Genomic DNA, 24428 nt, shown 5'->3' with positions numbered 1-24428 from the left:
GCCGATTTTGCGATGCTGAGCTGGCGGGTTACTGCGTTGGCTCCCCTGGCCGGGATGATCACTCGGCGGGATCGTCGCTCTACTTCTTCGATCCGGACGGACATGAGCTGGAGTTGCACGCCGGCTCTCTGGAAACCCGTTTCGCACACCACAGGGTGCAACACCCCGACGGTATGATCCTGTTCTGAGCTAGGCGGACCGGCTCTTAAACGAGCGACGCAACGCGGCGAGCTGCTTGGGGCTGGTATCGCGCATGGCTTCGGCGTGGGTCGCCGGAACGTTATCGTACATAACGGGGTGGTCGAACTGTTCGCTGGTGAAGTCCACCGGTGCGCCCCCGATGCGATTATAGAAATGCCATGCCTCGCCTACCCTGGTTTTCAACAGCTCGCCCCCAAGCACTTCGTGCGCGAGTAGGGCGGTAACGCTGCATTGCCCCCTGGCCGGGCATTCGGCACTGTAGGTCGTGGCGGTCTGTCGCGACCAGCAATTTCGAACCCGCGCAGCAAAGGCTGCTACTTCTGTATCCATCGCGACCTCCTGGCCCGAACCTACCTGTCTTCGCATTCCACAGATCCCGCGATGAATGAGAGGCGGCCGCACGGCGCCAACGGTTTGCTCACTCCCGGCGCTATGCGCCGGGGCAGCATGAGGCCAACAGGAACCGGCTGAGTGTTGCGGTTGCAGCTATTCGCCTGGACGATGTGATGCCGTTGCTGCTTCGAGCGGGGGACGCGCACCCTCAATTCTGAGGCCTAGGTGGCATTTTTACCGATCTAGCGGCCCAGAGCTGTTGAAGTTCGGTACGGCGTGCTTGGGACAAAAATCGAAGTCGGGGCCGGTTGCCCCTTCCATGACGTAGAAGACCTCATCGCATCCTGGCGCATCGCATTTAGTCAGCACGACCTCGGGCTGATCTTCGTCGTCGTATTCGTCCTCCATAGGTCGCTTCCTTGGAGCTCTCTTGCGCTGCCCCGACGCTGGCACATCGTTTGTCGAAAAGCATCAACAACATAGACGAGGGCGCCTCAAAGTATGTTATGAACAAGTCTAGCGGGAAGTCCGGCCCGAACCTGTCAGCAAACAGTGCTCGTGTGCCTGGCCAGGACAGCCCGACTGTCACGTCGATGACGCGCGAAGGCAAGGTGTAACCGAGGTCGGCGCACGCAAGGGGTGCCGCTTACTGGTACAGCCGCTCGGTATCGAACGGCACGCCGTCCATGTCGAAGATTGCCGCTACAGGCCGACCGGGAAGCATCGGCTGCGTTCTGGTCACCATCCTCTGTCTCTATTCCGGTTCACGTTCACACGCGCTGCGTGTACTCGTTCAGGTAGGGAAAGAGGGGGAAGCATGCACACCGGAAGCGCAATCTTCGTCGACTTTGACAACGTGTTCACCGCGCTGTGGGGGCTCGACGAGGACCTAGCCATGCGCTTCGCCTCCAATCCGGCCGACTGGCTCGCCGGCTTGGCTGGAACCGGTGCGGGCGATGCGCCGCGGCGTTGGCTGGTGGCACGCTGCTATATGAACCCGTCCGGCAGCGTCAGCACACCGGGCGATCAGAGGGATCGAATCTGGTTCTACAAGTTCCGGGGGTGCTTCGTGCAGGCAGGCTTCGAAGTCGTGGACTGCCCGACGCTGGCGCGCGGGGCGAAGAACGCCGCGGACATCCGCATCGTCATCGACGTGCTGGACCTCCTGGGGCATCGTACCCGCTTCGAGGAGTTCGTGTTCGTGTCTGGCGACTCGGATTTCACGCCGCTTCTGCATCGCCTCAGGGCCGAGGACCGCCGGACGACGATCATCTCGCCGGGTCACCTCTCAAGCGCCTACGCGGCGGTGGCTGAGCATGTGATGGGTTTTGACCGGATCGCCGCGCTGCTGGACGGCGCCCGCCACCAGCCACGTGAACCGCTCGAAGGCGGGGGAGAACAGGGCGAGCAACCGTCCTCCAGCGACGAGGAAAGCTTCGCACTGCTGGTCCGGCGTCGCTACGACGAGGCGCTTAGGCCGCTTAACATTTCCGCCCTGTCCCACGAGGTACGCCGCGAAATCCCAAATGCGAAGTCGAGCGAGTGGTTCGGGAAAGGCACCTTCCGGAAGGCTCTCGAGGGCTTGTTCCTGCCGAACGTCCGCTTCTCGCAGCACATGCTTTGGGATGGCCAACGGCACAAGGCACCCGAGACGATGGACGATACCGCGCTGCTGCCTAGCGCGGTACCGGACATCGCAGGCTTGTCCACGATCCAGGGTTGATCAAGACGCGCGGCAGGGCAGAACCTGCTCGTTCAATCGGACGAGCTACCTGCACGCGCTTCGAGTTGACCGGCACGTTGTCAGGCAAGGAGGCGTCTTCCTCGTGTGAATGGCGGACCGGCTCGACTAGCCGCAATTTAACATAACCGTTCTTATCGTTCTGATAGCGTAACGAAGGAGAGGGGCCGGTTGCGGCCCCTCCCGCACTTACCACGTCCGCTCAGAGCTTGTCCTTGAGCGCCTTGGCCGGCGTGAACGTCAATTTCTTCGACGCCGCGATCGTGATCGCTTCGCCGGTGGACGGGTTACGCCCGGAGCGCTCGGGCGTGTCCTTCACCTTGAACTTGCCGAAACCAGGCAGCGAGACTTCGTCGCCCCTTGCGGCGGCCTCGCCGATGCCATCGAGCAGGCTGTCCATCACCTCGCGCGCCTGTTTCTCTGTGATGCCGTGCTTGGCGGCCACGTGCTTGGCGAGATCCTTCGTGTTCATCGCTTCATTGCTCTCCGCTGATCCAGAAGCCGGCCAGCATAGCGACGGGCCGGTGCCGGGCAAGCGGACCGGGCATGCTAGTAAGCGATCCAGGCTTCCGGCCATCGCAGCATGCGCCACGCGAAGCGCGCAGACCCGCTGCGGATCCGCCGGCGACAATCGACCCCATGCAAACGCGGAGCGATCGGACGCCCCCTCTAATCAGACCCGCCGCGCGACCAAGAAAAGCTCGGTCACGCTCGGGTCGCCTCCCGCCGAAACGCATGACACCAGCTCGGGCGCGAACAGCGCGTCGGAAAAGATGTGCACCGCCTGCCGCCTCCTTGAACGCCCGCTATGTAGGATGCCGGTCTCCGATAACCCGAGCTGTCCTAGGCCGCTTGCGACGGTTCGGGTGGGCGGCTCCGCCCGGACGGTGAAAAGCTCCTTGCGCGGCGCCGCGATCCTGCCTGATCTTCGACAGCGCCCACCTTCAATGCGATGTTGAAGAAGAACCTTCATTGGACTCGTCGAACAGGATTTCGAGCACGTCGAAGTTCCTCAGCTCGATGAAGTCGAACCCGATGACGCCGGCGGTGCTGAGCGGGAAAGCCTCCATGATGCTGCGTGCCTCCTCGACGCCCGAGCACTCGAGCATGCATACGGCTCCGCTTCCGTCGGCCCGGAGGTAGTTCTCCCGGATGACGCCCGCCTTCATCAACTCCCAGGCGCGAGCCGCCTCTGCCCTGACGTGCGGCATCGCGTCCGCCCGCGTCCGACCAGGAACGATCCGGTCGAGCGCCAGGACCTTCACGGTACGCCCGTTGCCCGGGGCGGGGCTGCGCGACGCCCCACGCCGGTCGAGAGCGGCGACGAGCGCCTCGCCGACCGCCGTCCCGGACGCCGGGTTCTGGCCCGTCACCAATCGGCCCCCTCCGCTGACGACCACCATCGGCTCCTGGGGCGGTGCCTTGCGGTAGGTGGCGCCGAGCGCGGGGAACTCGTCCTCCATCATCCGCGGCGTGGTGAAGGCGGGTTCCGCCGCATGGATCGCATCCTCCTCGGCGCGGCTGAGGCCGAGCCGGCGAGGAACGATCAACCCGCAAAGCTGGCGAAGTTGGAAAATCCTGCGCACGCGCTAATCTCGGGGTTGCCGTTTGCCGGGGGCTCGGTCGGCTCTCTAAGTTCGGAGCTGGCCAGCGATCTCCTACGCCGTCGCGTGCGAGATCGATTGCACCCGGCGATGGAGGATTAGCACTAACGTCCGGCTCCACTTAGCCCCGTTCGACTTTGCTTACGAGATTAGGCACGACGCGGTACACCGACGATCGCGAGATGCCGAGCCGCCGTGCGATAGCAGCGGGTCCGAGCTTCTCCTCATCGTGCAGTCGCCTGATCTCGGCAGCGTCGATCGTGGGTGGCCTGCCCTTGTACACGTCGCGCGCACGTGCGGCTGCTATGCCCTCCATCTGCCGCTCGCGGCGCAGGTTGGTCTCGAACTCGGCGAAGACGCCCAGCATGTCGAGGAACGCCTTGCCTGCCGCGGTGCTCGTGTCGATCGGCTGCTCGGTCGCCTTCAGGGCCACTCCCCTGCCCTTCAGCTCGTGCACGATGTTCTGCAAGTCGCGCAGCGAGCGCGCGAGCCGGTCCACCCGGGTCACGACCAGTGTGTCGCCCTCGCGGAGGAATTGAAGAAGCAGGTCGAGCTCGGCCCTGCCCTCAAGCTTGGTGCCGGTTCGCTTCTCCGAGCGGATCACCTGGCAGCCAGCCGCACGCAGTGCGTGCTCCTGGATCGAGTAGTCCTGGTCGGTCGCGGACACGCGCGCGTAGCCGTATACGGCCATGTTGATCCCTAACTGTCCCGTGTGGGTCTAGACACACGACAGCTAGCGTCCGAAAACGCGAGTAGCAACCCTAATCGGACGCGAGTAGCTGCTTCGAGTATCCGTCCCGCTTGGGTATACCCTTATCGGTCGGCTTGGAGTTGGCGCCGGTCTCATATGCTCCGTGCCGCACTAGATTGTGTTAGAATCGGCTTCACCACTTTGGTATCAGATGCAAAATCGGGCAAGATTGGAGGATCGGTGCAGATGGAAGCGCAGCGCGTAAAGATAGTAGATGGCGGCAAGCTCGTCATTCCTGCCTCCATGCGACGCGAGCTCGGGCTCGCGACCGGTGATACCGTTCTCGTTGATATAGACGAGGGCGAGCTACGGGTCCGGTCTGTCGGCCGCGCGGTTGAACGAGCGCGAGCGATCCTGCGCAAGTACGTTCCCGAGGGCGTAGGCCTGTCCGATGAGCTGATCGCAGAGCGCCGCCGCGAGGCTGAGCGTGAGTAGCAAAGTCGTACTCGACGCTTCCGCGTTGCTCTGCTTGCTCAATAATGAGCCGGGCGCCGATCAGGTCGTCAATGCGCTAACGCGATGCGTCATTGGAACGACGAACCTTGCCGAGGTAGTGTCGAAGCTTCGCGAGCGAGGCTTGCCGCTCGATGAGGTACGTGAGGCGCTCGGGGGGTTGCATCTCGACATTCGCCCCTTGTCGCCTGCTCAGGCGCTGATCATCGGCGACCTGCGTCCCTCGACGAAGCAGCTGGGCTTGTCCTTAGGTGACCGGGCCTGTCTTGCCTTGGCTATCGACTTGAACGCGGAGATGTTCACGACGGACGGCGATCTCGCAAGCGTCGACGTCGGGATCAGCATAACACACCTGCGTCGCCCCACGGCGTAGGGCAGATCACCTAAAGCGCGAGCGACACCAAACTGCGCAACCGCCGGCAGCAGACAGGTAGCTCCGAGTAAGCGAGATAGCACTGAAGACCCATCTCCGGCCGTTCCTGGGCCAAGCGCCTTCTCCCGCTTTCAGCCGTTCGTTCAGGCTCAATTTCCGGTTCAATCTGGCTAATGCGAGCCGAATAATTTCAAGCCGGTGCTGCCCGATCCCGCTTTTGACGCCTTGCAATGCGCCAGTGCTGATCACCCGAGCTGTAGGTCGTCTCTCCCGGAGTCAGATGATTTTCCAGCGCCAAACCTGTTGAATCCGCTCTGGATTACACGGATAGGCTTGGCCCCAACCACGAGCAGCGAGTAGCAATGTTTCAGCGCCCCGAACGCCGTGGCCCAATCTCGGCCTTGCGTTCCTTTCTCGCGAGCGAGGCCGCAGGCGGCGTCCTCCTCATCGCCGCCGCAGCCCTCGCCATGGCAGTTGCGAATAGCCCGGCTGGCGAGACGTACGACCGCGTGCTCCACGCCTACCTGGGGCCGCTCTCGCTGCTGCACTGGATCAACGACGGCCTCATGGCAGTGTTCTTCCTGCTGGTGGGACTTGAGATCAAGCGCGAGCTGGTCGACGGCAGGCTCGCGACCTGGGCGGACCGTCGGCTGCCGTTCATCGCCGCGCTCGCCGGCATGGTCGTGCCCGCGGCCATCTACCTGACGGTTGCGAGCAATGATCCTGCGCTGGTGCGGGGCTGGGCCGTCCCGGCCGCCACCGACATCGCGTTCGCGATCGGCGTTCTCGCTTTGCTCGGCAGCCGTGCGCCGACCTCGCTCAAGCTGTTCCTGACTACGGTCGCGATCGTCGACGACATGGGCGCGGTCGTCATCATTGCGCTGGCGTACACCGCCAGCTTGAACTTCGTTGCGCTCGTCTCGGGCGGCCTACTCCTGCTTCTCATGGCCCAGATGAACCGCCGCGGCGAATGCCGGCTCTGGATGTACTTGGCGCTCGCGGCTGCGCTTTGGCTAGCGGTGCTCCTCTCGGGCGTCCATGCGACGGTTGCGGGGGTGCTCGCCGCCTTCACGATCCCGATCGTGCGGACCCCGGGAGCGCCGGACTCGCCAAACTCGCCGCTTCATCAGCTGGAGCATTCACTCCACCCCTGGGTTGCGTTCGGCATCGTGCCGCTATTCGGCTTCGCGAACGCGGGCGTGTCGCTGGATGGGATCGGGCTTTCCGAGCTGTTCGCGCCTTTACCGCTCGCCATCGCCGCTGGCCTGTTCCTCGGCAAGCAGATCGGCATCTTCGCGGCCGTGCGTGGGGCGGTGGCGCTAGGTTGGGCCTGCCGACCGACAGGTGCGACTTGGTTACAGGTCTACGCCGTGGCACTCCTGTGCGGGATAGGGTTCACGATGAGCCTCTTTATCGGCGGGCTCGCGTTCAGCGACCCTGTCCTGATCGCCGAGCTGAAGATTGGCGTGCTCGGCGGGTCCGTGCTCTCGGCCTTGTCCGGATACCTGCTCCTTCGGTTCGCGCCAGCAGCAAAGCGGCACCTTGCCTTGGCTGATGAGCAGCAGCCAGCCCGATGACGGCCGGTGCCGGAAAGCGTTAATTGGGGTGAGCGGGTTGCGATGCTGGATTAGCCTGCTCGCCCTCGGACTGGCCGGCTGCGTCACGCCGACTTCTGGAAGCCCTGTAACGACGCAGTACCGTTGTGCTTCCGGCGACGCCTTTTCAGCTTCCTTCTCGCCTGAAGGTGTTGTGATCCGAACCGTCGCAGGTTTGTACCGCTTGCCGCGGCGAGGCGGCTCGCTCGAGCGTTACGGGTCGGAAAGCGTCGCATTCATACGCGACGAGGACCTAGGTGTACTCGTCGGTGCCGACGGCGGTCAGTTCGACTCATGCGTCGTGGCTGAAGCGCGCTGAGGGTGCAGAAATACAGAGACTACGTCGAGGAGGCCCGAGCAGCGATGTCGCTAGAACGTTCGTCTGCGCGTCCGCAGCAGAACCTTCGCGCCGTTCACCTGTTCAGTTTGCTACGGGAGCGCTCGCTTTCGATCTGAAACGAAGGAGAAGCGCTCATGACCGAGACCGCTTGGCTATGGTTCTACGTCGCCTGCATGGCGGCAGGTGCGCTGCTGTTCACCGCCTGGAGCCGCAACCCGCGCCACGTGCCGCAGTACGAATACGTTATCGCGATCTTCATCCCCGTCTGGTCAGGGCTCGCTTACACAGCTATGGCGTTCGACCAGGGCATTGTCGAGGTAGCCGGGCGCACCGTACATGTCGCGCGCTATTTGGATTGGCTGGTCACGACACCGCTACTCCTCGTCGCGCTCGCCTCTACAGGCATGTTCTTCCGCCCGCTCGATAAGTCCACCATCGCCACGCTGATCGGGCTCGACGTCATCATGATTATGTCGGGTCTGATCGCCGACCTGACCGTACGCTCGGGCGTGAAGTGGTTCTGGTACATCGTCGGTTGCGTGTGCCTGGCGCTGATCCTGACGCTGCTCTGGGGCCGGATCCGGCGCGAGGCCTACGCGCACAACGACGATATCGGCCGCGCCTATACGCGCGTCACGGCGTACTTCACTACCTTGTGGTTCGGCTACCCTTTGGTCTGGGCGCTCGGGCCGTCCGGGCTCGGCCTGCTCGATAGAACAACGGACGTTGCGCTGTTCGTAATCCTGCCAATCTTCTCCAAGGTGGGCTTCTCGATCTACGACCTTCATGAGTTGCGCCAGCTCGCGCCCCGCTACCCGCATTTCGATCAGCACGATCCGCAGGCGAGACAGCGCGGCGCGCCGGCGTGACCGGGGCCAGCCCGGTCAACGCCGCGCTGCGGCCGCTCCGGTCAACAGCGAGCGGTAATGAGACGATCGCCGGGATTCCGTCCAGCGAAGCGCGACGCCCAGCGCTATGTGCGGTACAGTGAGCGCCGCGAGGCCGATGAAGATGATCGACGTCACCGCCACCGACGTACTCATCCCGTCCCGCAGCAGCATGAACGCGACCCCGCCTGCCGCCGCTGCGGCGAGGCTAGCCGGCGCGGCCGTCCGCAGCAGCCGACCTAGGGTGGCGCAGGTCGCCTCACCCGCGCTCGCTGTCTCGGCTAACGTAGCGCGCGGCGCGTGCAGCACGCCGAAGTAGAGCGCGAACGCCATTAGAGGCGGCAGCGCCGCGAAGACGGCCACCACTGTCAGCAGCTCGATGCTCGACGCCCAATCGGGTGTTCGCCTTGCCATAAGGAGCGCAGCGATACTGCCTATCCACATTACGGCGATCGGGCCCGCTAAAAACGCGGCGAGCTCGCCTCCACCCGAAGCGAGCACCTCGAAAATGCTCGCTACTTCCTTTTGGTAGAATGTTGCGGGTGCAATCACGACCGCGCCGCCGTGCGCGAACGCCGCCATTGGTCGGAGAGCACCGTCCGGCTCCGCATCGCCCAATCCGAAATGCGCGACCGATAGGGAGAGGAACAGCGCAAGAGCGATCACTGGAACGACGGACCAGACCAGCAGCACGAGCGCGGCTAGGCCCAGGTAGAAGCCGATGAACGGCGCAGGCCACCACTGACCGAACCGGCCCTGGAGTACAGCCCTTGCGGCTGGCTGGTCGAGCGCGCCATGCGGCAACCCGACTGCCACTCCCACTACGAGCGCCCAGAGCTGAACCGTGACCGACGGCGTCGGCAGCACCGCGCCCGCGAGCGCAGCCGCCACCAGCAGGGTCACCGCGACCGCGCGGTGCCGGTCACATGCGCGGATCGCCACGTCGCTTCAGGCCCGGTCGACCGAGGCCTGCACCGGCGCGCGAGGCGGCGGCACTTCCGCGTCGACGAGCAGCGCGGGCTCCCAACCCAGCTGCTTGGAGCGCAACCGCGCGACCCGGCCGAGCACCACGCCGAAGATCAGCTTGGAGGTGATATCGGCGACCGTGAACAGCATCTGCCGCGCGACCATGCCGTTGCCGTTCGCCCAGACCGCAGGCACGCCGTAGGCGAATGGGTAGAGTGTCCAGGAGAATAGCAGGATCCACCAGCAGTACTTCAGATTGCGTCGCGAGTCCTCATCCAGCGGCTCGGGCGGCCGTCCGACCAGCATGCCCACCTTGTAGAGCAGATAAACGAAGAACACGGTCGACACCGCGCCCCAGATCCAGAAGGGCGCGCCCGACACATCTGGCGTTAACCCGGCGACCGCTGGCTCGTAGAACTGGCCTACATAGCCGGTCCAGACCATCAGCACTCCCGCGATGGTCAGCTTCCACCACTCGGACCAGAAGGGCCGACCCGTAAGCCCCAGCACCACGAGCAGCTGGGTCAGCAGCATAGGTACGTCGATAGACCAGTTTATGTAGCGGAAGCCGTTGGAGAACAGATAGCCCTCGGCCGGCCGCCACAGCCCGTCGACATAGTTGAAGCCCGACGACCACACTATGTAGAGCTGCCCGATCTCCAGCACCGCCGAGACCATCACCACGCCCGAGATTGTGGATGCTAGCCGGTAGCGCGGTGACACCTGTTGCGAAGTTGCTAGGAAGTACACGAGCCCCGCCGCGAACGCTGCCACCGTGAGCTGGAGCAGGTGCCGAATGACCTCGTACTGCCAGTTCTCGAAGGCGATGAAGTTCTCAAGGTTGGGCATGGATTGTATCTCCTGGTCGGCTTGAGCCCCCAGGGCGCGGGGACGTACGGCGAGAGCGTGAGCCCGCCATTCGAAGCGACGGGGCGTTCTTTCATGCCGGTCAACGTCACCAGCGGCTCAGAGTTCTGAGTAGAAGCCGCTTTTGTCACCTGCCCGCGTCAAGGCGGGTCAGCTGCGGTCGGCGCGTAAATCAGGTTCGACAGAGTTGCCGTGCCTACTGAGGCGATCCGACCACCCCTTGCGGCACCACTTCGATCACGACGTCATCTTCACGCAGCACCGCCTCGTCCTCCCAGAAGCCGATCGCTTGGCCGCCGCGGTAGATGCGCAGGCCCTGGCCGGGCCGGACATCACGCAGATGCCGGCCCAGCTCGTCCGGCGCGGCTGTCCGCTCGCGGATCGCGATGCGGCCGTGGGATGTAACGAGATCGGAAACATAGTCGGCCAAGTGCGGCCCGACGCTCGACCCGGCCAGGAGCTGCCCACCGAAGCTGATCGGATTGACAATCACCGCCGCGCCCGCATCCTGCGCCAGCACCTCGTTCTCCGTCGCGCGGATCGCAACCGCGACCGGAACCTGCGGCGCGAGCCGGCGAGCAGTGAGCGCGATCAAGATGGCGGTGTCGTCGCGGCCCGGCGTCACAATCAGCGACCGCGCCCGTGCGAGACCCGCCGCCGCCAGAACCGCGTTGTGCGTGGCGTCACCATGCACGGTCGCCAAGCCCTGCTCGGCAGCGACCTCCAGCGCGTCCTCCGCCTCGTCGACCACGACGATCTCGCCCGGCGGGCAGCCGCGTCGCATCAGCTCGTTGGCGGCCTCTTGGCCGGTGGCGCTGTAACCGCAGATGATCGTGTGATCGTCCAGTTGCCGCTGAATGGCCGCCATGCGCCATCGCTCCCAAGTGTTTCGGAGAAGAAAGTTGTACGCCGAACCCAAGAAGATCAGCCAAACAAAGACGCGCACGGGCGTGACCACGAAAGTGTCGAACATGCGCGCGCGATCCGTCACCGGCACGATGTCGCCGTAGCCGACCGTGGTGACGGTAATCATGGTGAAGTAGAGCACGTCCAGGAACGAGACGCTGCCGTCCGCATTGTCGCGCAGGCCTTCGCGGTCGAGCCAGTGACCCGCCAGCGCGATGCCGACCAACAGCAGGGCCGCGCCCACCCGGAGACCAAGCGCGAACCGCTGGGACAAACCGCTCCGGCGGTAGAAACGAGGCTTGCCGATCGCGCGCTTCATTCTGTGAGCGCCTGGCCACCGGCCGCAAACTCGATGTTGAACCGCGCACCAAGGAGGAACGCCAGAGCGGAACCCAGAAGCCAGAGCTGCAGGACGATGACGGCGCCCAGCGAACCGTACACCCGACCGAGGTCGCCGAAACGCGTCAGGTATAGGCTGAACAGGCCGGTGGCGGCGAGCCACAACATCGTCGCGACAGCCGCTCCGGGCACCACGTCGCGCCAAGGCGGTGCCGCGCGCGCCGGCCCGTAACGGTAGATGGCGGTCAGCATCGCCGCCGTCACGGCTGCGGTCGCCGACCAGAAGAGTGCGCGGGCGAGTTCAGAGGCGAACGGTAAGGCGGGGAGCAGCCGGGCGAGGACGGCGAAAGCGGAGACGGCCATCAACGCGGTTATGAGTAGCGCAGCCGCCCCCAGCACGATCGCTATGGCGGTGAGACGGCGGGTGATGAAGCCGCGGCGACGCTCTACGCGGCATGCCACGTTCAAGCCGAATAACAGCGAGCGCCCTGCCCGGCTGGCGCTCAGCAGAGTTAGGACGGTTGATAGGACGAGCCCGGCACCCCGCCCGTCGCGCGATAGGAGAGCCTCACCCAACCATAAGTTGACCAACCCGCGCGCCTCGGAGGGCATGACGCGCGTCAGTGAGCGCAGGTCGGCCACGACCTCCCGCGGCTCGGTGAATGCGCCGTAACCGAGCGCGACGAGCGCCAGCAACGGAAGCAACGACAGAAAGGTCGAAAAGGCGATGGAACTCGCAACCATGCCGAAATCGTCGTAAGCCGCGCCTCGCGCAGTCGTCCACCCGGCCCGCACTGCCCGCCCGGCTGTCCGCAGGCCGCCACGGCTCGCGCGTCCGAGCAGGACGTCAGCTCCTACCATCGCCGTCGCCACGCTCGCCGTCCGACCGGACCAGTTCCACCCGGCTCAGCGGCCGAGGCTCAGGCGGGCTGTCGCCTGCGGGCCAGCCCTCCCGCTGGCGACGACGGTCGCCGTCGGTCGCCTCCGTCTGATCGTGGAACAGCACGACTTGCGTCGGAAAAGGCAAGTCTACGCCCGCGCCCGACAGCGCCTCAGCTGCGGCGCGCAACACCCGGTCGCGAACGTGCAGCACCTCGCCACGCTGCGGTCTGGTCCACCAGCGCAATCGCAGGTTCTTGGACGAGCCGGCCAGCTCCCACACCAACACGTCGGGTGTCGGGTCCTCAAGCACGCCTTCGACGCTCCGGATCGCCTCCAGTGCGATTTCCTTGGCCTTCCCCAAATCGTCACCATAGCCGATGCCGACGTCGTACTCGCTGCGCAGCATGTCGTAGGCGGAGATCACGGTGACAGGTTTGGTGTACACGTCGCCGTTCGGAGTGATGACCCGTTTACCGTCGTAAGTACGGATGTGCGTAGCGCGCGTCTCGATCGCCTCCACGGTTCCGGTGAACTCGCCCGTGGTGATCTCGTCACCGACGCGGAACGGGTGGCGCAGCAGCAGCAAGATGCCGGCGAGCAGGTTCTGGAAGATGTCCTTGAACGCGAAGCCGATCGCGATACCACCCACCCCCAGCACCGAGATCAGCCGGCCGGGCGTCATGCTGGGGAACGCCACTGTGACGGAGATCAGCACCGCCAGTGCAAGCAGAAGCACGTAAGCGATACGCCCGATCGCGGTCGCCGCACTGCGGTTCGACGAGCGCGCCAGCACGCGTTCCAATCCAGCTCGCACGACCTTAGCGATAAGCCAGAGCAGCAGGAATGCGAGCAGGCCCGCAAACAATAGGGGCAGCATAGCAAGGAAGTCGTCGAGCAGCCGGTCCACCGTGCGCCAGATTACGGATGTGTTGGCGTCAATCAGATCCGAAGAGCCTGGAGCGGCAGTCACGCTAGTCGGTCCCCTTGTCCATAGCGTCTCGAAGCGCCGCCATCTCCCGCTCCAAAAGCGCCCGGTGCGCCGCTTCGGTCGAGCCCGCCGCAACGGTCCGCAACGCCGAGTGCAGCCGCGCGCCGGCTATGGGGTCGCGCGCCGCATAGTGGCGCAGCCGTCCCGCCGCCACGTCCAGGAAATCGACAAATCCTAGGGCCGGCATCGTCAGCGCGCCGCGGCCGCCTTCTCCCTTGCGCGTGCCGCCAAGCGGCGGCAGCCGGTCGAGTTCGGACAGCGCCGCACCGAGCCAGTCGATGCAGGCGACCGCCGTGAACGGGTCATTGACGCCCGGCGACAGCGCGCGCGCGGCGATCTCGACCAGCTCGTCGAGAAGGAACCGCAGATCCTGGTCGGGCGACCGCTTGCGTCCAACCGCGACCGCGCCCGCCAGCTTACGCAGTTCCGCAGTGCGGGGACCCTCGACGAGCAGCAGCGGACGACCGCGATGGACGAAGTCGCCTGGTCCCGCGAGCAGCGTGACTCGCGCCTCGTGTCGGGCGGCCGACTCTAGCAAGCTGTCGGCGTCGATCGACCGGAGGTAGCCGGTGGCGGGTGCCCCGCACGCCCATGCGTCCGGGCCGGGCGGCGTGACCGGCGCGCCGTGCTTGGCCGAGTCGTCGCGGTAACGCTTGACATCGCGGAGCAGCGCCCGCCCAATCCGCGCGATCAGGTTGTTGACATGAATGGCGTCGGTGACGTGGTGGACGAAGTAGATCAGCACCGCCATGGACGCGACCGCCAAAGCCAGCGCGCCGAACATGGCCAGGTGCGGCACGAACGCGTCGCGAACTGCGCCCGCCGTCTCCGCGCTCGCCTCTTCCGCGCTCCGGATCGTGCGAAGCACCACGAGGCAGTAGAGAAAGGTGCCGATGAACACGCCCAGCGTGACCTGATTGCCGCGGTCCCGCGCGAAATTGCTCAGAAGGCGTGGGCCGTACTGGCCCGACGCATAGGTCACGGCGGCCAGCGTGATGGAGAACACCACGCCCGCCACCGTGATGGTGGAGCCCGCCACCGTGGACAGCACGGCGCGCGCGCCTTCCGGCCGACTACCGTAAAGCCACTCGTACCGCCCAAGCCAAGCGTCGCCGAGCACGGCGTCGGCGTATATCAGCCCTAGCCCCGCCGCGAAGCAGATCATCGCGATCAGCGCCGGCACGAACCAATAGCTGTCGCGGATCTCGGCGGCGATGCCGAGCAAGCGGGTACGCAGCCACATCAGGCGTCGCGCCGGCACCGGACCGGCACCACGCTCATGCTGCCGTCCGTCTCCAGCATGACCAATGCGATGCCGGACGGGTCGGCGTAGCCGGCCTGTCGCACGGCGGCGTCCACCTCGTCGCGTGTGACCCGCTCCGTGCGCAACGCCGCCTCAAGGTAGCATCCATCGCGTAGTAGGGCGCGGGGCTCCGCCTTTATCCAGCGCCGGAAGCGCGCCGACCGCAGCGAAGTATACGTGACCGCATACTGCGCTCCCGCGAGCAACAAGAACGCCGTAACGCCCTCCACGAGCGCCACGTCTTTCGACAACAGGATCGTCGCAAGCGTGGAGCCCAGCGCCACCGTAATGACGAGATCAAACGCGTTCATCTTCGACAGCGTGCGTTTGCCGGTCAACCGAAGCACGATCACCAGAACCGCGTAAGCGAGTGCACCCACGATCAGGGTGCGCCAGACGCCCTCCACTCCTGAAAAGAACATCACTTCTCCCGCCGTGCCGCCCGGCGCTCCACACCATGATCGGGTGCAAGCAGTAGGTGAACGACAGACAGCCCGGGCCGTTCAATTCCGGGCACGATAGGAGTTGGTTTGGGCCGAGCCGACCAACAGCGGGCCAGCTTCTCTGGCCGGAACATCGGCACCATCAACCCGTTGATGGATCACAGCCTGAGCGATGATCCGAGATGCGCGTGGTACGCCGGGCATTGCCGCGCGCCAGGACGCGCGCTCGGCGCGGGAGCGCCATCGGCCGGTTCAGGGAACTGCCCAAAAGGGAACAACAAACCCAAGGAGATGCGATATGGACACCACGCAAACGATGAACCGGGACGAGACGCAGGACATGATCTCGTCGGAGAAGGTGGACGGGACCGCCGTCTACGGCCGTGACGGCGAGCGGATCGGATCGGTCCACCACCTGATGATCGGCAAGCGCGACGGCAAGGTCCGCCACGCGATCGTGAGCTATGGCGGGTTCTTGGGACTAGGCGAGGACTACTTTCCCCTGCCTTGGAACGAGCTCACCTATGACGAAGGCCGCGGCGGCTATGTCGTGAACCGCGACGCGGAGCATCTGCGGGGCGGACCGCGCTACCAGCGCGACCAGGAACCGACCTGGGACCGGTCCTACGACGACCGGATCACCGGCTACTACGGCACGCGCTGACCGCGTCCGCCGGCCCCGACTTCGATCGGGGCCGGTGATTGCGGGCCGATCGAACCCGTAGCGTCGCCCTCGGCAGTGGCGGCGATAGAGGGCGAGACCTCGACGTCCACGCGTCGGTTGCGACGGCGGCCTTCCTCCGAATCGGAACCGTCGAGTTCCGCGTTCGGCACGACCGGCCGGCGTTCGCCGAGCGCGATCACGGTCATGCGCTCAGCCGCCACGCCCTTCTCAACAAGGTAATCCCGTACCGTCTCCGCCCGGCGGCGCGACGCACGCAAGTTCGCCTGGTCGTCGCCCTCCGAGTCGGTGTGGCCGCGAAGCGTGATCGGACCGACGCCGGCGAATTCTGGTCGCGAGGCCAGCGCGTCCAGCGTGGCGCGGGCGGCCTCATCTAGGCGCGCGCCTCCGTCCGGAAAGCCGATCGTTGCGCGGATCGGCCGCGGCGGCGAGGGCGGAGCGGGCGCAGCCTTCTCGACTTCCTCGACAACGGACGGGCGCATGATCGAGCCGTTGGATGCGGCGGCGACGGCGGTAGGTGATGCGTCGACGATTGGTGCGGGTTCGGCAGTGCTCGCCGTCGCGTTCCCGCCTGCGGGACGTTCGCGGCAAGCGCCCGACGCAAGCAGTAGCGCGATCAGGAGGTGGCGGGGGACGGCCATGGGTCGGTCCTATCGTGACTGAACGCGGGTGCAGCCGCCTCTTCGGCTAGCGACCCGGGCGCGATCGTCCAACTCGCCCGTTCCAGCGCCGCTGCGGGTGCAAACGCGACCACCGTATCGCCCGCTTCCGGCGTCGGCTTGGAAGCGTGGGTGAAGAAGCGCACCGACCTGTTGGCGCGCAGCAGCAGCAACGGGTCGCCACTGTCGGGCACCCTCCCCTGGAGCGTCGCCAAATCCTGTGCATGCTCGAAGCGCATGCTGCCCAGCGTCCAACCGGACGCAACCCGAGCGTGTACCTCCTCGACGCCGTGACCTGAGGCGAACAAGGCTCGTCCGCGCAGGGCCGCGGGCAGCGCGCGCGGGTCGTCGCCGGCTGCATCCCCGAGCTGGTACACGGCGTCGCGACCCATCTCGGGCGCGAACTCATTGCAGACGAGCGCGTTGTACGCCTCATTGTCGGTGACCGCGGCCAGCATCTTGAACTGTGCGAAGTCTAGCCGCTCCTCCGTCGCCTCCGCCAGGATTTCGCCGTGGAAGCACGGGACCTCGCCGTCGCGCGCACCCGACAGGCGTTGCCAGCTCGTGTCGGCGACCACCACCGGCACGTCCAAAGTCTTGAGCTGCCGCGCGAGCAGCAATCCCCACGGTGTGGAACCCACGATAAGCACGCCCCGGCCGCCGGGCGAGGTCAACCCGAGGAGCTTCGCCACCGGCCCTATGGGGGCCGGTGAGAGAAGGCCCAAAAACGTACGCTTAGATCATTTGTGCCGAGTTGGGCCGGAGCTTTCTGTTTGACGTAACGGCCTATTAAGGAGCGCAAGCCGTTCTAAAGGTGCGTCAGTCGGCATCAAGGCTATGCTGAGCGCGCTCGACGCGATGGTCGGACGCTCCGATCACCGCACCTTTGATCCGACCGGCGCTCTCGCCCAAGTGGATGTGCCGTGCTATCCACCCCTGATCGTCGGGCGGAGGGGGCCGGCGTCGGAGACGCTGATGACATCACCCGAACCGGCCGCCGAGGCCAGCCGCATCCTGGCCTTGGTCGCCGCCGAGTGCGAAGCGATCAAGCTGATCGATCGCGACGCACCGCTTCCCGATGTGTTGGATGGCCTTCTGCACGCGGTCGAACGGTCCTCGTCGGATGGCCTGCGCTGCTCGGTGCTGCTCCTCGACGAAGCCGGTCGTCATCTTCGGCATGGCGCGGCGCCGAGCCTCCCCCAGGCCTATAATGAGGCCATAGACGGCATCGCGGTCGGCGAGGGCGTGGGCTCGTGCGGCACGGCCGCACACAGGGGGACGGCGGTCCACGTGGCGGACATCGCCACCGACCCGCTCTGGACCGACTTCCGCGAGCTGGCGACCGCGCACGGGATCCGCGCCTGCTGGTCCGAGCCGGTCCGCGCCGCGGACGGTCGCGTGGTCGCCACCTTCGCCTGCTACTATGGCGAGCCCCGCGAGCCCGTGCTCGCCGACGTTGAAGCCATCGCGCTCGTCTCCCGCGCCGTGTGCTTCGCGATCGAGCGCAGCCGAGAGCGCCGTGATCGGCGGGACGACGCCGAGCGGGCGGCGCTTGCGCTCGACATGGCGGGCCTGGGCACCTGGGAGTACCGACCCGACGAAGACCGGCTCGTCTGGTCGCCTGGCCTGTTCGGCCTTTACGGGCTCGACCCGCTGCGCGGCGACCCGAGCGTCGCCGCTTGGACCGAGCTAATCCATCCCGACGATCGCTCCCATGCCTTTCGCCCGGAGGACGGCGCCATCAGCGTCAGCCGCGAGTACCGCATTCGGCGCGCCGATACGGGCGAGGAACGCTGGGTCCTGTCGCGCTCGCGCTTGATGGAGGACGACGGCGGGCCACGGCGCTTCGTCGGCGTGTCCGTGGATGTCACCGACACCAAGCGCGCCGAAGCGCGCTTGCGCGATAGCGAGCGCGACCTGTCGCTCGCCGTCGAGGCGGCGGGGCTCGGACTCTGGTGGCTGGAACCTCACGCCGACAGGATGGTCGCTACCGAGGCGTGCCGCGACCTGAACGGTTTTCGGGCAACGGAGATCGGATACGGCGAATGGCTCGGCATGATCGACGCCGCCGACCGCGGTGCTAATCGCGCACGCGTCGAGGCGGCGTTCGCTGGCCGGAATGGCGGGCGCTACTCCAACGAGTTCCGGCTTACCGGCGTGGACGGGGCCGAGCGGGTCATCGCTGCGACGGGCCAGGTCGAGGACAGCGGCAGCGGCAGGCGTCTTGTGGGCGCATTCCGGGACGTGACGGCGCAGCGCCGCGCTGAGACGGCAGTCAGGGAGAGCGAGGCCAAGTTCCAGGCCATCGCCAACTCCGTCGACCAGATGATCTGGTCGACGAGGCCTGACGGCTTCCATGACTATTACAACGACCGTTGGTACGAGTTCACAGGCGTTCCTCCCGGCTCGACCGATGGGGAGGCGTGGAACGGCATGTTCCACCCGGACGACCAGGCGCGCGCCTGGACGATATGGCGGCGCAGTCTCGAGACCGGCGAGCCCTATCATATCGAGTACCGATTGCGGCACCGCTCGGGCGAATATCACTGGGTTATCGGCCGCGCGCAGTGTGTGCGCGACGAGGCGGGTCGGATCGAACGCTGGTACGGCACCTGCACCGACGTGCATGACGGCAAGGCGACAGAGACGCGGCTCGCGCAGCTCGCGGCCGTGGTCGACCAGTCGCGCGATTTCGTTGGCGTCGCCGACCCAAGCGGCCGCCCGGTCTACGTCAACGAGGCGGGCCGGATCATGGCCGGATTGCCTGATTTGGAGGTAGCGCTGAGCGTCACGATGCTCGACTATTTCGCGCCGGCCGACCAAGAGCGCATCCGCGCCGAAGCGCTGCCAACGGCGCGCGACAAGGGCTATTGGGAAGGCGAGGCGATGTTCCGCCGGTTCGACGACGGCCGGACCTTCCCCGTGCTCTACAACCTTTTTCCCGTCCGCGAGGCGAACGGCAGGATTACGCATTTCGCCACCGTCACGCGCGACCTCACTGAGAAGAAGGACAGCGAACGCGAACTCCGAAGGTTGAACGCCACACTCGAAACGCGCGTGGCCGAGCGCACCGCCGAGGCGCAGGCCGCGCATGAACAGGTCGCGCAGTTGCAGAAGTTGGAGAGCCTGGGCCAGCTCACGGGCGGCGTCGCACACGACTTCAACAATCTGTTAACTCCCGTTATGGGCGCACTCGATCTGATCGAGCGCAAGGTCGGCGGATCCGACGAACGGCTGCACAGGATCGTGACCGGCGCGATGGAGAGCGCCGAGCGCGCCAAGACGCTTGTCCAGCGATTGCTCGCCTTCGCCCGTAAGCAGCACCTGGAGCCGCAAGCCGTGGACGTGGCGGCACTCCTGCGGGGCATGGACGACCTCGTGCGCCGATCGCTTGGCAGTCGGATCGAAACGGTGATCGACGCACCGGCGAGCCTCGACCTTGTGCTCGTCGACCCCGGCCAACTCGAACTTGCGATCCTGAATCTGGCGGTCAATGCGCGCGACGCCATGCCCCAAGGCGGCCGCCTGACCATCGCCGCGCGGACGAAGCAGGTCGAGGCGGATGACGGGCTTGGCCTTGCTGGGGGCGAGTACGTGCGGCTCCGGGTGATCGACACCGGTCACGGCATGGACGCGGAAACGGCGCGAAAGGCGGTGGAGCCTTTCTACACGACCAAGGGTGTGGGCAAGGGTACGGGTCTGGGACTGTCCATGGCGCACGGGCTCGCTGCGCAGTCCGGCGGCATCCTGCGAATCGAGAGCGAGCCCGGCCGAGGCACCGCGATCGAGTTGTGGCTTCCCGTCACGGTCGCCACCGCACGCGCGCTCGCGGACGCCAAGGCCGACGCAGCTCCGGCGATGCGCCGGTTGACCGTTCTCGTTGTCGATGACGAGGAGCTTGTCCGCGCGCTCACCGTTTCGATGCTGGAAGACATGGGTCACGATGTGATCGAGGCGGCGGGCGCGCCGCGCGCGCTGGACCACCTGCGGGCTCGGCCCGACATCGAGCTGATGCTGACGGATTACCTCATGCCGGGACAGACCGGGATCGAGCTGGCGCGCGACGCCAAGCGGGTGCGGCCGGACCTGCCAATCCTACTCATGACGGGTTACGCGAACCTGCCCGAAGGTGCCGATGGCGGGCTGCCGCGGCTCGCCAAGCCGTTCCGCGCCGCCGAGCTCGCTAGCCGGATTGATGTACTGACCGGCGAGAGCGAGGCGATCACGCTTGGGCGACGCGGCGGCACCACGAGATCGGCGACCGATTCTTGAGCACCACCCGGTTGTAAACTCTGACGGGCTTAGTCTTCGTCTGGCATTCGCGCCCCTTACGCCGTCTTGTTCCGCCGACTGAGTAACCTCTCGCCATCCGGCCTGATCTGCCCGTCAGGGGTGACGTGGCGATAGAGCGTCTGCCGTGTGATGCCAAGCTCGGCGCAGAGTTCGGCGACCTTGGTCTCCGGCTTGCCCATCGCGGCCTGAGCGAGCCGGAGCTTGGCGGCGGTCATCTTGAACGGGCGGCCGCCATGCCGCCCGCGAGCCCGGGCAGACGCGAGACCGGCTTGGGTGCGCTCCACGATCAGCTCGCGCTCGAACTCGGCGAGCGCGGCGAAGAAGGCGAACATGAGCCGGCCGTTGGCCGTCGCTGTGTCGATCGACGCGCCCTGACCGGTGAGCACCTTGAACCCCACCCCGCGCGCGTTCAGCTTGTTCACGGTTTCGACTAGGTGGGTGAGGTTGCGCCCGAGCCGGTCCAGCTTCCAGACGATCAGCGTGTCGCCGGCCCTGAGCGCCCGGAGACATGCGTCGAGCCCGGGCCGGTCGTCGCGCTTGCCGGAGGCCTGATCCTCATAAAGCTGCTCGGGATCGACGCCGGCTTCGACCAGCGCGTCGCGCTGCAGGTCGGTGGCTTGGCTCCCATCGGCCTTGCTCACCCGCATGTAGCCGACCAGCACCCGCCTTCTCCTCTGTCACTTATACGCTCGTTCGCGTGACAATCCCGATCCGGTCCGTCACGCGCTTCTTCTTTGTCACTTAACCCGTGTTCCTGTCTATGCTCCGTGAAGGACCAGGGTGCCTGGATTCGTGACGCTTGCAGCAGGAGGGGTCGACCATGCCCGCTAAGACGATCCTCTCTGCCGGGCAGCGGGCCGCGATCTTCGATCCACCCGGCGACCGCGCTGCTACCGAACGGCTGTACACGCTCGGCCCCGACGACCTGGTCCAGGTCTGCCGGCGACGCCGTGGGCCCAACCGCATCGGCTACGCCGTCCAGCTCTGCTACCTGCGTCATCCCGGTCGGGCGCTGAGCCCGGACGAGGCGCCTCCGGCGGCCATGCTGGAGCTGCTCGGCGAGCAAATGGGCGGGTCAGCCGACGAGTTCGACCGCTATGCCGAGCGAGCGCCCACTTTGCGCGAGCATCGGGCCGAGATCGAGACGTACCTTGGCCTGCGCCCGTTCGAGCGACCCGACCTGCGCGCCATGCTGGCGCTCGGGATAGAGGTCGCGACCTCGACCGACCGCGGCGAGCCGATCGTCGCCGCCATGGTCGAGCGGCTCCGCCACGCCCGCGTGGTCGTGCCCGCGGCCTCGACGCTGGAGCGCGTGGCGCTGATCGCCCGCGCCCAGGCGCGCCGGGTCGCCCATTCCGGGCTGATCCGGGATCTCACGCCCGAGCAGGAAGCGGCGCTCATGGGCCTGGTCGATCCCGGCGAGCAGGGCCGCACGGGTCTGGGTTGGGTTCGCGACTGGTCGGAAGCGCCCACGGCAGCCAACTTCAAGACGGTCGTGGAACGGCTCGACCAGATGCGCTCGCTTGAGGTCGAGCCCGACCGGGCGCGACGCATCCACGCGGCGCGCTACGCCGTCATCGCCCGCGTCGCCGGCATCGTGACCGCGCAGGCGCTGCGCCGCATGGAGCGACGTCGCCGGCTGGCAACGCTGGTCGCGTTCGCGATTGAACTGGAAGCCGCGCTCACCGACGCGGCGTTGCTCATGGTCGAGAAGATGGTCGGCTCGCTGTTCAGGCGCGCCGACCGGACCCGGTCGGAGCGGCTCTTGGGCGAGGCGCGGCTGCTCAAGGACACGGCGCGTGTCCACGCCCGGCTCGGCCGCCTGCTGATCGACGCGCGCGCGAGCGGCCGCGACCCGCTACGGGCCATCGACGACCGGATCGGCTGGGAACAGCTGGAGCGCAGCGTCCGGTTCGCGGAAGAGCTTACCCGTGGAAACGAGGACGGGCTGGACGAGGTAGTGCAGCGCTATCCGGAGGTCCGGCGCTTTGCGCCCGTGCTCTATCGTGCGTTTACGTTCCGCGCCGCGCGTCCGGGCGATCCGCTGCTCGGCGCCATCGACGTGCTCCGGCGCATGTACCGCGACGGCCGCGCAGCACTGCCCAAGCGCGTGCCGACCGCGTTCCTTCGCCCGCGCTGGCGCAAGGTGGTGTTCCCGGGTGGGAGTGCGATCGACCGCCGGGCCTATGAGGTCGCCGTTATTGTCCACCTGCGCGAGCGGCTCGCGTCGGGAAGCGTCTGGGTCGACGGCAGCCGCGCTTACCGTACGCTCGACGACTACATCCTGCCCCAGCCGGCGTACGCGGCGATGCGCGAAGAAGGTGGGCTGGGGCTGGCCGTTCCGTCCGGGTTCGCCGAGTGGCACGACGAGCGCCGCGCCACCCTGATCCAGCGCATGGACGAGGTGGAGCGCGCCGCCGCGGCCGGCGAACTGGTCGACGTCGCCATCACGGGCGGTGAGCTAACCGTGTCACCGCTCAGGCGCGCCGTGCCCGACGACGCCGAGGAACTGAAGAGTAGGCTGTACGCTCTGCTTCCCCGCGTGCGCGTGACCGACCTGTTGGTCGAGGTCGCCGCCTGGTCGGGGTTCGCGGACAGGTTTGTTCACGCGCGCAGCGGCGAGCCCGCGTCCGACCAGGCCGCGCTTATGGGCACGATCCTGGCGGACGCGACCAACCTCGGACTCGGCCGCATGGCGGAGAGCTCGCGTGGACTGACGCTCGCCCGCCTGCGCTGGACGGCCGAATGGCACGTGCGCGACGAGACGTACCTGTCGGCGCTGGCCAGCATCGTCGATGCGCATAACGCGCACCCGCTGGGCAAGGTGTGGGGCTCGGGCGAGCTGTCGTCGTCGGACGGCCAGTTCTTTCGGGCGGGCGGTCGCGGCGAGGCGCGTGCCGACGTGAACGCCCGCTACGGCTCGGAGCCGGGCGTGCTCTTCTACACCCATGTCACCGACCGGTTCACGCCGTTCCACACCAAGGTCATAGCCGCGAACGCCGGCGAGGCCGCCCACGTCATCGACGGCCTGCTCGACCACGAGAGCGAACTCGTCATCCGCGAGCACGCGACCGACACGGCCGGAGCCGTCGACCATGTGTTCGGGCTTTGCCACCTGCTCGGGTTCCGGTTCGCGCCGCGCATCCGCGACCTGAACGAGCGGCGGCTGTACGGATTGGCCCCGCTCGACCCCTGGCCGACGCTCCGGCCCCTTGCCGCGGGTCCGGTCAATGTCCGCGCGATCGAGGAGAACTGGGACGAGACGCTCAGGCTCGCCGCCTCGATCAAGGCGGGCACGGTGAGCGCGTCCGCCATGTTGAAAAAGCTGGCGGGCTACCCGCGCCAGAACCCGGTCGCCCGGAGCTTGCGCGAGATCGGACGCATCGAGCGCACCCTGTTCATGCTCGACTGGCTCGACGATCCCGAACAGCGGCGACGCACCAGCTCCATTCTCAACAAGGGAGAGGCCAGGAACGCGCTTGCCCGCGCCATCTTCTTCAACCGCCTAGGCGAACTCCGCGACCGCACATTCGAGAACCAGCGGCACCGCGCCTCCGGGCTGACGCTGGTCACGGCCGCGGTCGCGCTCTGGAATACCGTGTACCTCGAACGCGCCGTCCAACACCTGCGCTCGACCGGTGTTGAGGTTCCCGACGAACTGCTCGCCCATGTCGCCCCGCTCGGCTGGGAGCATGTCGGGCTTACCGGTGACTATCTCTGGAGTGAGATCGACCGTCCGCGTGGGCGATACAGGCCGCTCCGCGTTACGACGGGCGACCGCCGGGCTTAGCGTACGTTTGCGGGCCTTCTCTCACCGGCCCC

Annotated in this window: 23 protein-coding genes; 8 read left to right on the top strand and 15 right to left on the bottom strand. The window is 66.5% G+C overall.

What is annotated here, in order from left to right:
• Window positions 1-189 precede the first annotated feature (189 nt).
• Window positions 190-531 carry a YunG family protein gene (locus CKY28_RS06515; RefSeq protein ID WP_095997482.1) on the bottom strand — a complete coding sequence of 114 codons (342 nt, stop codon included), beginning with the start codon at window positions 529-531 and terminating at the stop codon, window positions 190-192.
• A gap of 237 nt (window positions 532-768) precedes the next feature.
• Window positions 769-942: a hypothetical protein gene (locus tag CKY28_RS18580; protein ID WP_176472980.1), complete on the bottom strand. Its 174-nt coding sequence runs from the start codon at window positions 940-942 to the stop codon at window positions 769-771.
• Between the two features lie 409 nt (window positions 943-1351).
• Between CKY28_RS18580 and CKY28_RS06510 the strand changes: the two genes are divergently transcribed.
• Window positions 1352-2257 (top strand): NYN domain-containing protein, encoded by a 906-nt coding sequence (locus CKY28_RS06510; RefSeq protein ID WP_095997481.1) that lies wholly within the window; start codon window positions 1352-1354, stop codon window positions 2255-2257.
• Between the two features lie 220 nt (window positions 2258-2477).
• Here CKY28_RS06510 and CKY28_RS06505 read toward each other — a convergent pair whose 3' ends face one another.
• From CKY28_RS06505 to CKY28_RS19060, 3 genes are all read right to left on the bottom strand, one after another.
• Entirely contained in the window at window positions 2478-2747 is a 270-nt protein-coding gene (locus CKY28_RS06505; protein ID WP_095997480.1) for an HU family DNA-binding protein, read from the bottom strand.
• A gap of 472 nt (window positions 2748-3219) precedes the next feature.
• Window positions 3220-3825, bottom strand: a complete 606-nt coding sequence (locus CKY28_RS18930) for a type 1 glutamine amidotransferase family protein (protein WP_217989552.1) — start codon at window positions 3823-3825, stop codon at window positions 3220-3222.
• A 175-nt stretch (window positions 3826-4000) separates the two neighbouring features.
• Window positions 4001-4570, bottom strand: coding sequence for a recombinase family protein (locus CKY28_RS19060; RefSeq protein WP_095997479.1), 570 nt, complete (start codon window positions 4568-4570; stop codon window positions 4001-4003).
• Between the two features lie 246 nt (window positions 4571-4816).
• On the opposite strand from CKY28_RS19060, the gene CKY28_RS06490 reads away from it, so the two are divergent.
• The 4 genes from CKY28_RS06490 to CKY28_RS06475 all read left to right on the top strand — a co-directional run bounded on the left by CKY28_RS06490 (window position 4817) and on the right by CKY28_RS06475 (window position 8260).
• On the top strand, window positions 4817-5065 hold the full coding sequence (locus tag CKY28_RS06490) for an AbrB/MazE/SpoVT family DNA-binding domain-containing protein (protein WP_095997674.1): 249 nt from the start codon (window positions 4817-4819) through the stop codon (window positions 5063-5065).
• On the top strand, window positions 5058-5456 hold the full coding sequence (locus tag CKY28_RS06485) for a type II toxin-antitoxin system VapC family toxin (RefSeq protein ID WP_176472979.1): 399 nt from the start codon (window positions 5058-5060) through the stop codon (window positions 5454-5456). Before CKY28_RS06490 ends, CKY28_RS06485 begins: the two co-directional genes overlap by 8 nt.
• 362 nt (window positions 5457-5818) lie before the next feature.
• Window positions 5819-7033, top strand: a complete 1215-nt coding sequence (nhaA, locus tag CKY28_RS06480; RefSeq protein WP_095997477.1) for a Na+/H+ antiporter NhaA — start codon at window positions 5819-5821, stop codon at window positions 7031-7033.
• 492 nt (window positions 7034-7525) lie between these two features.
• On the top strand, window positions 7526-8260 hold the full coding sequence (locus tag CKY28_RS06475; RefSeq protein WP_095997476.1) for a bacteriorhodopsin: 735 nt from the start codon (window positions 7526-7528) through the stop codon (window positions 8258-8260).
• A 15-nt stretch (window positions 8261-8275) separates the two neighbouring features.
• On the opposite strand, the gene CKY28_RS06470 is transcribed toward CKY28_RS06475, so the two are convergent.
• The 7 genes from CKY28_RS06470 to CKY28_RS06440 all read right to left on the bottom strand — a co-directional run bounded on the left by CKY28_RS06470 (window position 8276) and on the right by CKY28_RS06440 (window position 14951).
• Window positions 8276-9220, bottom strand: coding sequence for a Brp/Blh family beta-carotene 15,15'-dioxygenase (locus CKY28_RS06470; protein ID WP_095997475.1), 945 nt, complete (start codon window positions 9218-9220; stop codon window positions 8276-8278).
• A gap of 6 nt (window positions 9221-9226) precedes the next feature.
• A complete protein-coding gene (locus CKY28_RS06465) occupies window positions 9227-10093 on the bottom strand; it encodes a bacteriorhodopsin (protein ID WP_095997474.1) in 867 nt (288 codons plus the stop codon).
• Window positions 10094-10307: 214 nt separating this feature from the next.
• Window positions 10308-11336 carry a potassium channel family protein gene (locus CKY28_RS06460; protein ID WP_095997473.1) on the bottom strand — a complete coding sequence of 343 codons (1029 nt, stop codon included), beginning with the start codon at window positions 11334-11336 and terminating at the stop codon, window positions 10308-10310.
• Window positions 11333-12229 carry a YihY/virulence factor BrkB family protein gene (locus CKY28_RS06455; RefSeq protein ID WP_095997472.1) on the bottom strand — a complete coding sequence of 299 codons (897 nt, stop codon included), beginning with the start codon at window positions 12227-12229 and terminating at the stop codon, window positions 11333-11335. Before CKY28_RS06455 ends, CKY28_RS06460 begins: the two co-directional genes overlap by 4 nt.
• Window positions 12204-13145 (bottom strand): mechanosensitive ion channel family protein, encoded by a 942-nt coding sequence (locus tag CKY28_RS06450; protein ID WP_217989551.1) that lies wholly within the window; start codon window positions 13143-13145, stop codon window positions 12204-12206. Before CKY28_RS06450 ends, CKY28_RS06455 begins: the two co-directional genes overlap by 26 nt.
• Before the next feature lie 64 nt (window positions 13146-13209).
• On the bottom strand, window positions 13210-14469 hold the full coding sequence (locus CKY28_RS06445; RefSeq protein WP_141243867.1) for a DUF2254 domain-containing protein: 1260 nt from the start codon (window positions 14467-14469) through the stop codon (window positions 13210-13212).
• Window positions 14469-14951: a DUF421 domain-containing protein gene (locus CKY28_RS06440; protein WP_095997672.1), complete on the bottom strand. Its 483-nt coding sequence runs from the start codon at window positions 14949-14951 to the stop codon at window positions 14469-14471. The genes CKY28_RS06445 and CKY28_RS06440 overlap by 1 nt, the downstream gene beginning before the upstream one ends.
• 319 nt (window positions 14952-15270) lie before the next feature.
• Between CKY28_RS06440 and CKY28_RS06435 the strand changes: the two genes are divergently transcribed.
• Window positions 15271-15636, top strand: coding sequence for a PRC-barrel domain-containing protein (locus CKY28_RS06435; protein ID WP_095997470.1), 366 nt, complete (start codon window positions 15271-15273; stop codon window positions 15634-15636).
• Here CKY28_RS06435 and CKY28_RS06430 read toward each other — a convergent pair.
• Window positions 15621-16295, bottom strand: a complete 675-nt coding sequence (locus tag CKY28_RS06430) for an OmpA family protein (protein WP_245841648.1) — start codon at window positions 16293-16295, stop codon at window positions 15621-15623. The two genes, CKY28_RS06435 and CKY28_RS06430, sit on opposite strands and share 16 nt — an antisense overlap.
• Window positions 16271-16954, bottom strand: a complete 684-nt coding sequence (locus CKY28_RS06425) for an NAD-binding protein (RefSeq protein ID WP_245841646.1) — start codon at window positions 16952-16954, stop codon at window positions 16271-16273. Before CKY28_RS06425 ends, CKY28_RS06430 begins: the two co-directional genes overlap by 25 nt.
• 334 nt (window positions 16955-17288) lie before the next feature.
• Here CKY28_RS06425 and CKY28_RS06420 point away from each other — a divergent pair, with 334 nt between their 5' ends.
• A complete protein-coding gene (locus CKY28_RS06420) occupies window positions 17289-20585 on the top strand; it encodes a PAS domain-containing protein (protein WP_176472978.1) in 3297 nt (1098 codons plus the stop codon).
• A gap of 56 nt (window positions 20586-20641) precedes the next feature.
• Here the strand turns inward: CKY28_RS06420 and CKY28_RS06415 are convergent, their stop codons facing one another.
• On the bottom strand, window positions 20642-21268 hold the full coding sequence (locus CKY28_RS06415) for a recombinase family protein (protein ID WP_095997467.1): 627 nt from the start codon (window positions 21266-21268) through the stop codon (window positions 20642-20644).
• A gap of 158 nt (window positions 21269-21426) precedes the next feature.
• On the opposite strand from CKY28_RS06415, the gene CKY28_RS06410 reads away from it, so the two are divergent.
• Complete coding sequence (locus tag CKY28_RS06410) at window positions 21427-24396, top strand: Tn3 family transposase (RefSeq protein ID WP_095997670.1); 2970 nt, start codon at window positions 21427-21429, stop codon at window positions 24394-24396.
• Window positions 24397-24428: the final 32 nt, after the last annotated feature.

Origin of the sequence: Sphingomonas lenta (assembly GCF_002288825.1) — a bacterium.
GTDB lineage: Bacteria > Pseudomonadota > Alphaproteobacteria > Sphingomonadales > Sphingomonadaceae > Sphingomonas > Sphingomonas lenta.
Note: the sequence above shows the minus strand (reverse complement) of the source record. Positions and strands in the feature narration are given on the sequence as shown.

What these genes read in the sequence shown, in the direction of transcription:
- CKY28_RS06515 (WP_095997482.1), bottom strand. Translation starts at nt 531, where the DNA reads ATGGATACAGAAGTAGCAGCCTTTGCTGCGCGGGTTCGAAATTGCTGG.
- CKY28_RS18580 (WP_176472980.1), bottom strand. Translation starts at nt 942, where the DNA reads ATGGAGGACGAATACGACGACGAAGATCAGCCCGAGGTCGTGCTGACT.
- CKY28_RS06510 (WP_095997481.1), top strand. Translation starts at nt 1,352, where the DNA reads ATGCACACCGGAAGCGCAATCTTCGTCGACTTTGACAACGTGTTCACC.
- CKY28_RS06505 (WP_095997480.1), bottom strand. Translation starts at nt 2,747, where the DNA reads ATGAACACGAAGGATCTCGCCAAGCACGTGGCCGCCAAGCACGGCATC.
- CKY28_RS19060 (WP_095997479.1), bottom strand. Translation starts at nt 4,570, where the DNA reads ATGGCCGTATACGGCTACGCGCGCGTGTCCGCGACCGACCAGGACTAC.
- CKY28_RS06490 (WP_095997674.1), top strand. Translation starts at nt 4,817, where the DNA reads ATGGAAGCGCAGCGCGTAAAGATAGTAGATGGCGGCAAGCTCGTCATT.
- nhaA (WP_095997477.1), top strand. Translation starts at nt 5,819, where the DNA reads ATGTTTCAGCGCCCCGAACGCCGTGGCCCAATCTCGGCCTTGCGTTCC.
- CKY28_RS06475 (WP_095997476.1), top strand. Translation starts at nt 7,526, where the DNA reads ATGACCGAGACCGCTTGGCTATGGTTCTACGTCGCCTGCATGGCGGCA.
- CKY28_RS06465 (WP_095997474.1), bottom strand. Translation starts at nt 10,093, where the DNA reads ATGCCCAACCTTGAGAACTTCATCGCCTTCGAGAACTGGCAGTACGAG.
- CKY28_RS06460 (WP_095997473.1), bottom strand. Translation starts at nt 11,336, where the DNA reads ATGAAGCGCGCGATCGGCAAGCCTCGTTTCTACCGCCGGAGCGGTTTG.
- CKY28_RS06445 (WP_141243867.1), bottom strand. Translation starts at nt 14,469, where the DNA reads ATGTGGCTGCGTACCCGCTTGCTCGGCATCGCCGCCGAGATCCGCGAC.
- CKY28_RS06440 (WP_095997672.1), bottom strand. Translation starts at nt 14,951, where the DNA reads ATGTTCTTTTCAGGAGTGGAGGGCGTCTGGCGCACCCTGATCGTGGGT.
- CKY28_RS06435 (WP_095997470.1), top strand. Translation starts at nt 15,271, where the DNA reads ATGGACACCACGCAAACGATGAACCGGGACGAGACGCAGGACATGATC.
- CKY28_RS06430 (WP_245841648.1), bottom strand. Translation starts at nt 16,295, where the DNA reads ATGGCCGTCCCCCGCCACCTCCTGATCGCGCTACTGCTTGCGTCGGGC.
- CKY28_RS06420 (WP_176472978.1), top strand. Translation starts at nt 17,289, where the DNA reads ATGACATCACCCGAACCGGCCGCCGAGGCCAGCCGCATCCTGGCCTTG.
- CKY28_RS06410 (WP_095997670.1), top strand. Translation starts at nt 21,427, where the DNA reads ATGCCCGCTAAGACGATCCTCTCTGCCGGGCAGCGGGCCGCGATCTTC.